This is a genomic window from Nocardia implantans, from assembly GCF_035544775.1.
GTDB classification, from domain to species: Bacteria; Actinomycetota; Actinomycetes; order Mycobacteriales; family Mycobacteriaceae; genus Nocardia; species Nocardia implantans.
Window position 1 is genome coordinate 16,136 of the sequence record NZ_JAYKYQ010000016.1, and the last position, 10,871, is coordinate 27,006.

10 protein-coding genes are annotated in these 10,871 nt (G+C 69.6%); 6 read left to right on the plus strand and 4 right to left on the minus strand.

The window, feature by feature from the left end; all coding sequences use genetic code 11:
• Window positions 1–1,752, plus strand: a complete 1,752-nt coding sequence (locus U3653_RS29240; RefSeq protein ID WP_195081886.1) for an N-acyl-D-amino-acid deacylase family protein — start codon at window positions 1–3, stop codon at window positions 1,750–1,752.
• 87 nt (window positions 1,753–1,839) lie between these two features.
• Window positions 1,840–2,691 (plus strand): alpha/beta fold hydrolase, encoded by an 852-nt coding sequence (locus tag U3653_RS29245; RefSeq protein WP_195081887.1) that lies wholly within the window; start codon window positions 1,840–1,842, stop codon window positions 2,689–2,691.
• Window positions 2,692–2,698: 7 nt separating this feature from the next.
• Here U3653_RS29245 and U3653_RS29250 read toward each other — a convergent pair whose 3' ends face one another.
• Complete coding sequence (locus U3653_RS29250) at window positions 2,699–2,983, minus strand: hypothetical protein (RefSeq protein WP_195081888.1); 285 nt, start codon at window positions 2,981–2,983, stop codon at window positions 2,699–2,701.
• A gap of 190 nt (window positions 2,984–3,173) precedes the next feature.
• Between U3653_RS29250 and U3653_RS29255 the strand changes: the two genes are divergently transcribed.
• Window positions 3,174–4,202, plus strand: coding sequence for a DoxX family protein (locus U3653_RS29255; RefSeq protein ID WP_195081889.1), 1,029 nt, complete (start codon window positions 3,174–3,176; stop codon window positions 4,200–4,202).
• Between the two features lie 125 nt (window positions 4,203–4,327).
• Here the strand turns inward: U3653_RS29255 and U3653_RS29260 are convergent, their stop codons facing one another.
• Window positions 4,328–5,158, minus strand: coding sequence for a mycofactocin-coupled SDR family oxidoreductase (locus U3653_RS29260; protein WP_195081890.1), 831 nt, complete (start codon window positions 5,156–5,158; stop codon window positions 4,328–4,330).
• Window positions 5,159–5,617: 459 nt separating this feature from the next.
• On the opposite strand from U3653_RS29260, the gene U3653_RS29265 reads away from it, so the two are divergent.
• The 3 genes from U3653_RS29265 (at window position 5,618) to U3653_RS29275 (ending at window position 7,638) form a co-directional block, all read left to right on the plus strand.
• Window positions 5,618–5,821 carry a hypothetical protein gene (locus U3653_RS29265; RefSeq protein WP_195081891.1) on the plus strand — a complete coding sequence of 68 codons (204 nt, stop codon included), beginning with the start codon at window positions 5,618–5,620 and terminating at the stop codon, window positions 5,819–5,821.
• A gap of 92 nt (window positions 5,822–5,913) precedes the next feature.
• A complete protein-coding gene (locus U3653_RS29270) occupies window positions 5,914–6,573 on the plus strand; it encodes a class I SAM-dependent methyltransferase (protein ID WP_195081892.1) in 660 nt (219 codons plus the stop codon).
• Between the two features lie 222 nt (window positions 6,574–6,795).
• Entirely contained in the window at window positions 6,796–7,638 is an 843-nt protein-coding gene (locus tag U3653_RS29275) for an AfsR/SARP family transcriptional regulator (RefSeq protein WP_324722490.1), read from the plus strand.
• A 62-nt stretch (window positions 7,639–7,700) separates the two neighbouring features.
• Here the strand turns inward: U3653_RS29275 and U3653_RS29280 are convergent, their stop codons facing one another.
• Window positions 7,701–9,050, minus strand: coding sequence for an acetyl-CoA carboxylase biotin carboxylase subunit (locus U3653_RS29280; protein ID WP_195081894.1), 1,350 nt, complete (start codon window positions 9,048–9,050; stop codon window positions 7,701–7,703).
• Window positions 9,051–9,060: 10 nt separating this feature from the next.
• Complete coding sequence (gene accA, locus U3653_RS29285) at window positions 9,061–10,749, minus strand: acetyl-CoA carboxylase carboxyl transferase subunit alpha (protein WP_195081895.1); 1,689 nt, start codon at window positions 10,747–10,749, stop codon at window positions 9,061–9,063.
• Between the last annotated feature and the right edge of the window lie 122 nt (window positions 10,750–10,871).

Consider the following 10,871-nt stretch of genomic DNA (forward strand, 5'->3'; position numbering starts at 1 on the left):
ATGTACGACACCATCATCGCGAACGGCCAGTGGTTCGACGGCACCGCAGCGCCCTCGGCGATCCGGCACCTGGGCATCCGGGACGGGCGCGTCGCGACCGTCTCGGCCGACCCGATCGAGGATCCCGACTGCCCGGACGTCGTGGACGCCACCGGGAAATGGGTGATCCCCGGCATGCTCGACATCCACACCCATTACGACGTGGAAGTGCTGCAGCATCCGGCGCTGACCGAATCGGTGCGGCACGGCATCACCACGGTGCTGCTGGGCTCGTGCTCGCTGTCGACCGTCCACGTCGACGCCTCCGACGCGGGCGACCTGTTCGCACGGGTGGAGGCGATTCCGCGCAAGCACGTCCTAGCCGCGGTCGGCGAGCACAAGACCTGGCGCTCGGCGCACGAGTACGCCGCCGCGCTGGAACAGCTGCCGTTGGGGCCGAATGTCGCCGCGTTCATCGGTCATTCGGACATCCGGGCCGCCGAACTGGGTCTGGATCGCGCGACCCGCACAGACGTGCGGCCCGATGCCGCCGAACTGGCGGGGATGGAGGCGAAGCTGATCGAGGCGCTGGACGCCGGATTCGTCGGCATGTCCTCCCAGCAGTTGCTGTTCGACAAACTCGACGGTGCGGTGTGCCGGTCGCGCACCCTGCCGTCCACCTACGCGACCACCCGGGAAAGGCGCAGGCTCAACGCCATTCTGCGACGGCGCGGCGGGGCGCTGCAGGGCGGACCCGACGTGTCCCGGCCGCACAGCCTGGTCACGATGGCGGCCAGCAGCCTCGGCCTGTTCCGCAGGCCGTTGAAGGTGAGTTTGCTCTCGGCCGCCGACCTCAAGGCCATTCCCGGCATCGTGCACCTGTTCCCGCTGATCGCGCGGGTGCTCAACGCGCTGGGCGGCAACTTCCGCTGGCAGCATCTTCCGGTGCCCTTCGAGGTCTACGCCGACGGCATCGACCTGGTGGTGTTCGAGGAGTTCGGTTCCGGCGCCGAAGCACTGCACCTCGCCGACCAGGTGGACCAGCGCCGCGAACTGCTGCGGGACGAGCGGTACCGCCGTCGCTTCCGCAAGGATTACGACAAGAAGTTCGGTCCCCGCGTCTGGCACCGTGATTTCTTCGACGCGCAGATCGTGGAGTGCCCGGATCCGGGCGTGATCGGCAAGACCTTCGGCGAGGTCGGCGCGGAGCGCGGCGGCACGCACCCGGTGGACGCGTTCCTCGACCTCGTGGTCGAGCACGGCACCAAGGTCCGCTGGCGCACCACGATCTCCAACCATCGACCCGAGGTGCTCGACCGGCTCGCCGCCGATCCCGGCGTGCAACTGGGCTTCTCCGACGCCGGGGCGCATCTGCGCAACATGGCGTTCTACAACTTCGGGCTCCGCTTCCTGCGCCGGGTGCGCGACGCCGCGAACGCGGGCCGTCCGTTCCTGTCGGTGGAACAGGCGGTGCACCGGCTCACCGGCGAACTCGCGGACTGGTACGGCTTGGACGCCGGGCACCTGAGGGTGGGCGATCGAGCCGATGTCGTGGTGCTCGATCCGGCGCGCCTGGACGATTCGCTCGACGCCTACCACGAATCCCCGATCGCGCCGTTCGACAACCTGTCGCGCATGGTGAACCGCAACGACGAGACCGTCACGGCGGTCTTCGTCGGCGGCGTGCCGGTATTCCGCGACGGCGTCCCCGCTCCGGTGCTCGGCGCCCAGCGGACCGGCCGGTTCCTGCGCTCCTCGACCGCCGTCGGATAGCCCCAATCACCCGCTCGGGCCGGCCCCGCCCACGTAAAATCGCTGCTACCCGGCGGTTCGCTCGCCGGTGGTTCGCAGGGAGTCGGCGTGCGCGTATTCGAACATCGGGGCAGGTCCGTGGTCTTCGACCGGACCGGCAGCGGATCACCGGTCGTGCTCCTGCACAACGCGGGCACACAACGCCGCATCTGGGACGACCAGGTCGCGGCGCTGCGGGGCGGACACGAGGTCTTCGCGCTCGACCTGCCCGGCTACGGGCAATCCGACCGGCCCGCGACCGGCTACCGCCTGATCGACTACGCCGACATGCTCGCGGCGTTCCTGGACGCTCACCGGCTCACCGACGTGGTGCTGATCGGCAACTGTCTCGGCAGCGCCACCTCGCTGCGCTACGCCATGGAGCGACCGGACCGGGTGCGCGCGCTGGTGCTGATCAATCCGCTCACCTTGGACACCGTCAGTTCGGGGCAGTCGGCGGGCCTGGCCTGGCTGGACGCGCGGTTGCCGCTGGCTCCGCTGGCCCGGCGGATCAGCCTGCCGAACCCGGTGGTCTCGCTGATCGTCGGCAATCAGCTCGGCCCCCGCGGCCGGGGCAAGCGCGACCAGCACGACCCGCGGGTGCGGGCGCATTGGACCGATCGGGGCAGACTGGAAGCGCTGCACGGCTTGGTGCAGGACTTCCCGTCCTACCGCGCATTGGATACGTTCGAACCGCCCTCCGGTTTCCCGCCCATCTGCACGATCTGGGGGCGGCGCAACCGCATCCTGTCGGCGAAGGCGGGCGGGCGGCTCAACCGTGCGCTGCGCCCGCACACGGCGGTGGAATTACCGGACTGCGGTCATCTTCCGATGGTGGAGGCCCCGGAACGGGTCGCGTCGATCATCACCGGCTTCCTCGCCGCGATCGACGCGCCCCTGCCGAAGCCGACCGGCGGCTGAACCGCGCTCAGAGCGGAGCCGCGGTCGGGCAGAGTTCGGCGAAACTGGCCGAGTGCACACCGCATCCGACGCATTCGAACACCACACCCATGTCGAGCATCCAATGGATGCGGGTATGGCAGGTCTCGCACAGGAAATCCACGCCCGCCGGATGGCAGCAGGACCGTTTACGGATGAACCGTTCCGCCCGATGACGGCAGGGCACCGAATCGAAGCGGAACGTGCACTTCGGCGCGGCGGGCAACTCGGCGACGACGGCGTCGAACGCTGTTGCGGCCGTACGGGTGTTCACAGCAGATACCTTCCGGCGGAGCAGGGCGGGAAAACGAGCGGTGCGGCGGCGCCTTCACCCCCCAGATCGATTTCTCTCGATTAGCTGTTACCCGGATGAGGCGGCCTTCACACGGCGGCGGACCGGCGTGTTTGGCCCCGAACCGCGCGGGAATCCGAATTGTGACGCCATCAATGGAAGGGGTTTCGTCATGTTGTTGCGCCGACTGGCCCGGCCGCTACTGGCCACCGCGTTCGTGGTCGACGGGGTCGATACGCTGCGGCACCCGGACGAGCGGGTCAAGTCCGCGAACGCGCTACTGGAACGGGGACAGCGGCAGCTCCCCGAAGAGATCGCCGCGAAGTTGCCGTCCAATCCGTCGACCGTCGTGCAGGTCAATGCCTTCGCTCAGGTCGGCGGCGGTGTGCTGCTGGCCCTCGGCAAGGCGCCGCGCCTGGCCGCGCTGGTGCTCGCCGCGACCGTCGTGCCCGCGGCCGTCACCGAGCAGGACTTCTGGAACGAGCAGGATCCGGCCCGCAAGTCGGCGAAGCGGAACGCGTTCCTCAAGGATGTCGGGCTGCTCGGCGGACTGATGATCGCCGCCGCCGACACCGAGGGCAAGCCCTCGCTGGGCTGGCGCGGCCGCCGCGCCGCCCGTGACGCCGCGGCCGCGGTGACCGCGGCGCTGCCGTTCGGCGCGGCCTCGGACACCACCGGCGCGGCGCTGCGCAAGCACGCGCACGAAGCCGCGGACAAGGCGCGGGCGCTGGGCGCGGTAGCCGCGAGCAAGGGGGCCGAACTCGCCGAAACCGCCCAGCGGCACGGACCGGGGTTGGCGGACGCGGCCAAGGAACACGGCAGCGAGCTGGCCGACACCGCCAAGACCCACGGGCAGGAATGGGCCGAGATCGCCAAAGAGCGCGGCGCGGAATGGGCCGGAATCGCGAAAGAACGCGGCTCCGACTGGGCCGAGATCGCCAAAGAGCGCGGCGCGGAATGGGCCGAGATCGCCAAGGAACGCGGCTCCGAATGGGCCGAGATCGCCAAGGAGCAAAGCGCGCACCTGGCGGATCTGGCGAAGCAGCGCAGCGCCGAATGGGCCGACCTCGCCAAAGAGCGCGGACCTGAACTCGCCGAAACCGCCAAAGAGCGCGGGACGCACGCGGTGGACGTGGCCCGCGAGCGGGGAGCGCAGACCGCGCAGGCGGCGCGCGAAGCGATCGAGTCGCGTCGCCGCTGACGCGGCCAGGATCGGTGGCCCGCCGAACGACGCGTTCGGCGGGCCACCGGTGTGGGTACGACCCGGAACGCCACGACGCGCAGGCCAGGGTCGGTGGTCCACCGGCCGGTTTTCCGGCGCGGACCCTAAGAGGTGCTCGCGCTCCCGCCGCAGGAGATGGTGACGGCCTCCCCGTTGAAGTGACGGCCGTGCTCGGAGACCAGTAACAGCATGGCCTCGGCCACCTCGGCGGGCTGGATCAGATCGCCGTTGGGCGGCCCTGATTCGATGATCGCCATCCAGTCCTCCCTGGTGGGATTCTCCTTGCCGGGCACCATGAGCCGCCAGGTCGCCGGGTTCTGGATCATGTCGGTGTCCACGCCGGAGGGCAGCAGCGCGTTCACCGTGATGCCGTACTCCGCCACCTCCAGCGACAGCGACTTCACCAGGCCGAGCACGCCCCACTTGCTCGCGGCGTAGTGCGCCGCGTTGCGCACGCCCATCTTCGCCACGATGGAGGAGGTGGCCACCACGCGACCCCAGCGCCGCTCGATCATGTGCGGCACGACCGCGCGGAAGCTGTGGAACACCCCCGTCAGATTGGTGTCGATCATGTCCTGCCACAACTGCTCGTCCATCTCGGCGACGGGCGAGTTGGACGCGATGCCCGCGTTGGCGATGAGGATGTCGATGCGGTCGAACTCCTCGAGCGCGCGCTCGGCGACCGTCCGCATCTGTTCCAGGCTGCGCACGTCGGCCCGGACGGCGACGCAGCGGCGGCCGGTCCGCTCCACCAGCGCGGCGGTCTCGGCCAGGTCGGCGGGCGTGCTCAGCTCGTAGGGAAGGCCGGACAGCGGTGCGGCGATATCGCACACCACGATGTCGGCCCCGGCGTTCGCCAGCGCCAAGGCGTGCGCGCGCCCCTGTCCGCGGGCTCCGCCGGTGATCACCGCAACCCGGTCGTCGAGGTTTCCCATGGCGGGCCTTTCGTCGGTCGCTGCCTGCTTCGGCCGTCACCCATCGTGTCACGGACGAACCGGCTGAGCTCCCGGTTTTGCGGTCGGCGGCCCGGAGGCGCGATTTCCCAGAATTGGGAACGGCCGGGACCTGGCGGCGGGCGCGGCGGGCGCCTCTGCGCGCCGCAACACGACCACCACCTGCGCTGACGCGCCCGTTTTGCCGAATTGCCCTGGGACAGTGGAACAATGGGCACGATCTCCGCGCCGGAGCCGGCGCGGCCACGGCACGGACGAGCCGACCCGACTGCGGCACGGAGATCACCCGCACCCATTCCGACCCGGTACAGCGACCGACCAGTTGCGATGTACGCTGCGCCCCGGAACGATCTCGCCCGTGCCCACACAGTCGTTCCAGGCACGAGCGTCGCATGCACATGGTTTCCTGGGGGCCCGATGACCGATTGTGAGTACCTTCCCGTGAATCTCGACCGACAGCTCGACGCCGATCCGACCGAACACGACAGCACCCTCGTCGACCGCCTCGCCAGCCCGCGGTTGCGCAGGCTCCTGCACACGGCCATCGGCCTCTCCGAGGACTCCGTCGATCTGCTGACGACCATGACCACGCGCCTGCGTGCGGCCGAGGGCATGATCCTGCGCGACCCGCTCGACGACTGCTGACCTACGGGCCGGCGACGGCCGCGGTCGGCAATCGGTTGCCGAAGCGGCAACGATATTTGCCGTTTCGGCCGGGCCGATGGAGGGTGGGACACATGAGTGCGACACCCCATCACCACGCCGACCGGATGACCTCGACGACCGTCGAGTACTGGGAGGCCTTCTACCAGGAGCGCGAGCGGGTCTGGTCGGGACGGCCGAACTTCCTGCTGGTCCGCGAGATCGAGGCGCTCGCGCCCGGCACCGCGCTGGATCTGGGCTGCGCCGAGGGCGCCGACGCGATCTGGCTGGCCGAGCGCGGCTGGCGGGTCACGGCGGTCGACGTGTCGGAGACCGCGCTGGCCCGCGCCAGGACCAACGCGGCCCGGCACGACCTCGACGGCGAAATCGATTGGCAGCGGCACGATCTGGATCACACCTTCCCCGCCGGACGTTTCGACCTCGTCACGGCGCAGTATCTGCACTCACCGGCGGCCGAGGACGGCGAACGGACGCGAATCCTGCGCCGCGCCGCCGAGGCGGTGGCCCCCGGCGGGGTATTGCTGATCGTCGGGCACGCGCAATGGCCTTCCTGGGTGCTGGAACCACCCGCCGACGTGCATTTCCCGACCACGGCCGAGGTGCGCGCCGGTCTCGCGCTCGACCCGGCCGAATGGCGGGTGGAAGTGGAGGAGGAGGTCGAGCGCGAACACGCCGGACCGGAGGGCCAGCCCGGCACCAGAAAAGACAACATCCTACGAATTCGCCGCGGCTGACAGGTCTGCAAATAACGGGCGAATCTCCTTGCGGCCGAGGGAAATTCGGCGAAACAGCGGGTGAAATTAACTCCGATATTACTCAGGATTCATGGCGTCGATACGGCTTTCTCGCTACTGTGGACGAAGCCTACAACGCGGTGGCAATCGAGAATCTCACGTCGGTCGGGGGGACATTCGCCCGTAGGAGAGTTCCCAGTGAAGTATCCAGTATGCGCTCGCGTGCTAGGCCCGTTGACGCTTGCTCTGAACAATCACAACGCGACGCCGACTGCGCAGAAGCAGCGGCAGTTGCTGGCATTACTGTTGGTTCGGCACGACACCGTCGTCCCGGTGACGGCCCTGATCGAAGAACTGTGGAACGACGATCCGCCGCGCAGCGCGGTGACCGTCGTGCAGACATATGTGCTCGGAATTCGTAAGAAGATGGCGGAGCAGCTCGGGATCGGACAGGCCGAGGTAGCCGAACGCTTTTTGCGCACGTGCAGCAAGGGCTACTCCTTCGACGTGCGGGACTGTGTGTTCGACCTGCGCGACTATCAGTCCATGTCCGCTGCTGCCCGCTGCGCGGCCAAGACCGGCGACGACGAGCGCGCGGTGGATCTGTTCAGCGCGGCGGAAGCGCTGTGGAACGGTCCGGCGCTGGTGGACGTGGAGGGCGGCATCCCGCTCGCCGCGGAGATCTCGCATCTGGACCACCTGCGTCTGGCCAACATCGAGCTGCGGGTGGAGGCGGAATTGCGGCTGGGCAGGCACCGCGAGGTGTGCCCCGATCTGGCGCGGCTGACCATGCAGCATCCGCTGCACGAGCGGCTGCAGGCGTACTACATGTTCGCCCTGTGCCGGTCGGGACAGCGCGCCCGCGCCTTGGCCTCCTATCAGCAGTTCAGCAGGTCCATGCAGGACGAGCTCGGGCTCGACCCGTGCCAGAAGCTGCGGAAGCTGCACCAGGACATCCTGGCCGCCTCCGACGACTCGGTGAGCGCGATGCTCAACAGCTGTCACGCCGGTTACCTGATCGGCTGGCACTCCCCCGAGCTCAGCGCCACCGCCGAGCCCGCATGACGCGGCCGCGTCCGAGCCCGGCCACGCTCGATGACGCGGGGCCGGGCAACGGTCCGGTGCGCTCATTCCCGTCCGAGCAGTTCGTCCACCAACCCGGTGGTGTGCGTGGCGGCGCGCATGGCCGGGTGGTCGAGCACCTCGTAGAGGAAATCGCGGGTGGTCGCGACGTGGGCGCCCGAGATCCGGAATTCCGCCAGCGCCCTGCGCATCCTGGCCAGCGCCCGGTCGCGATCGGGCGCCCAAACCACCAATTTGGCCAGCAGCGAGTCATAGTTCGGAGGTATCGAATAGCCGGCGTGGGCATGGGTGTCGACACGGACGAACGGACCGCCCGGCGGGGTGAATTCCGTCAGGATGCCGGGAGCGGGCGCGAATTCGGCCGCAGGATTTTCGGCATTGATCCGGCATTCGATCGCCGCGCCACGCAGAACAATATCCTCCTGCGCGAGGCCGAGCGGTTCTCCCGCCGCGACGCGAATCTGCTCGGCGATGAGATCCATACCGGTGACCATTTCGGTCACCGGGTGTTCCACCTGAATTCGGCAGTTCACTTCCATGAAGTAGTAATCGCCGTCCCGATCGACCAGGAATTCCACGGTGCCCGCGCCGGTGTACCCGGCTTCGAGCACACCGTGCACGGCGGACTCGCCCATTCGCCGGGCCAGGCCGTCCGGTAACAGCGGCGCAGGCGATTCCTCGATCAGCTTCTGGTGCCTGCGCTGCACCGAGCAGTCGCGTTCACCCAGGTACACGCCGTTGCCGAAGGCGTCGCACAGCACCTGTATCTCGACGTGCCTGGCCGCGGCGAGGTACTTCTCCAGATACACCCGGCTGTCGCCGAACAGCATCCGCGCCGTCGCCCTCGTCTCCTGATATGCGCGCGGGAACGCCGCGCTCTCGTGCACCACCCGCATGCCGCGCCCGCCTCCGCCCGCGGCCGCTTTGACGATCACCGGATAACCGATCGAATCCGCGAGCGCGTGCGCCTCGTCGAGTTCGAGCGGATCGAGGCTGCCCGGCAGAAGGGGCAGCCCGGCCTTCGCCATCAGCGTGCGCGCCGACTGCTTGTCGCCGAGCTGGGCCATCACGTCGGCGGGCGGCCCGATCAGCGTTCTGCCCGCCGCTCGGCACGCGTCGGCGAAATCCGGCGACTCGGAGAGGAATCCGTAGCCGGGATGGATCGCGTCCGCGCCGGTGAGCTCGGCGGCGGCCAGGATCGCCGCGGCGTTCAGATAACTGCGCTTGGCCGCGGACGGGCCGATCTGCACCGCCTCGTCGGCGAAACGCACCACCGCCGACTCGGCGTCGGCGACCGAGTGCACCGCCACGGTGCGCACGCCGAGTTCGCGGCAGGTGCGCGCGACGCGAAGCGCGATCTCGCCGCGATTGGCGATCAGGATTTTCTCGAACACGACGCCACTCCTACGCGACCGACCGGACCAGGACCTGCTGCCGCGCGCCGAAGCGCCGGAACCGGGCGCGGCGTTCGTCGGCCAGCTCGGCGCCGCCGCGACCGGCGAGTTCGCCGAGGGTCGCGGCCAAGGCGCGGCGCAGTCGGTCGGCCGCGGCCACGGGAGCCGCGCCCACATCGTCGTCCGGCTCGGCCAGCACCGCGTCCACCACCCCGAGACGCAACAGGTCCCGGGCGGTCAGCGACAGCGCGGCGGCGGCGTCGGGCGCGGCGGCGGGATCGTTCCACACGATCGCCGCGCAGCCCTCCGGGCTGATCACCGAGTACGTGCCGTTCGCGAACATCAGCACCCGGTTGGCCACACCGAGCGCCAGGGCTCCGCCGCTGCCGCCCTCGCCGATCACCACACTGACGACCGGCACCCGCAGGGCGGACATCAGCCGGATGTTCTCCGCGATGACGATCGCCTGCCCCTGCTCTTCGGCGGTCGCGCCCGGATATGCGCCGGGCGTGTCGATCAAGGTGACGACGGGCAGCCCGAGCTTCTCGGCCAGCCGCATCAGCCGCGCCGCCTTGCGATACCCGGCCGGGGTCGGCATGCCGAAGTTGCGTTCCATCAGTTCCTTGGGATCGTGTCCCTTCTGGTGGCCGATCACCATGACCGGCCGCCCCCCGAGCCACGCCGTTCCGCCGACCACCGCGGCGCAATCGCCGGAGATCCGGTCGCCGCGCAGCTCGCGGAATTCGTCGAAGGCGAGGGCGAAGTAGTCCATCGCGGTGGGCCGCCGCGGTGATCGAGCCCGGCCTACTTGCGTCCAGGGATCGGTCACGGGGACGCGGGCCGGATCGGTGATCGTTCCCGCGTCGGCGGGGACGAAGGTGTCGGCGGGATCGACCGGACTTGCGGCCCGCAGCAGCGAGCCGAGCGCCTGGCGCAGACCCGCGCGCGGGACGATCAGGTCGATGAGCCCGCGTTCCAGCAGGAATTCGGCGGTCTGGAACTTCGGCGGCAGCTCCTGGCGGATGGTCTGCTCGATCACCCGCCGCCCGGCGAACCCGAGGCGCGCGCCCGGTTCGGCGATCAGCACGTCGGACAGGGTGGCGAAGGAAGCCGCGACACCGCCGTAGGTGGGGTCGGTGATCAGGGTGACGGTGAGGATGCCCGCGCGGTCGAGTTGTTCCAGCGCCGCACTGGTCTTGGCCATCTGCATCAGCGACAGCGGACCCTCCTGCATCCTGGCGCCGCCGGACGCGGTGACGATGATCAGCGGAAGACGCCGGGCCAGCGCGGTTTCGGCGGCCGCGGTGATCATCTCGCCGACGGCGGTGCCCAGGCTGCCGCCCAGGAAGCGGAAGTCCATGGCGGCGATCACCGCCGGCCTGCCCTCGATCGTGGCCACCGCGCACAGCACCGCGTCGTGCATGCCGGTGTGAGCGCGGGCGGCGGCCAGCCGGTCGAGGTAGGGCTTGGTGTCGGTGAACGTCAGCGGGTCTTCGTCGGTGGCGGGGACCGGCAGCGGCTCGAAGCGGCCCTGGTCGGCGAGCTGCTCGATGCGCTGGCGCGCCGTGATCGGCGTGTGCCTGCCGCATTCGCCGCAGACGCCGAGGTCGCGGGCGAACCGCTTGCCGTACAGCGGGATCAGGCATGCCGGGCAGAGCACCCAGTCCGCGGCGCCGTCTCGGCCGTGTGCTGACTTCATCACGCGTGTCTCCTGTGCTCGGGAACGGGTGATCGATCCGGGCGGCGCCGGCCGAATGATCACTGCGACAGCCTGCGCCGCACCGCTAGAGAACAGCTCGACTCCTTCGCTCGAGCGAGGTT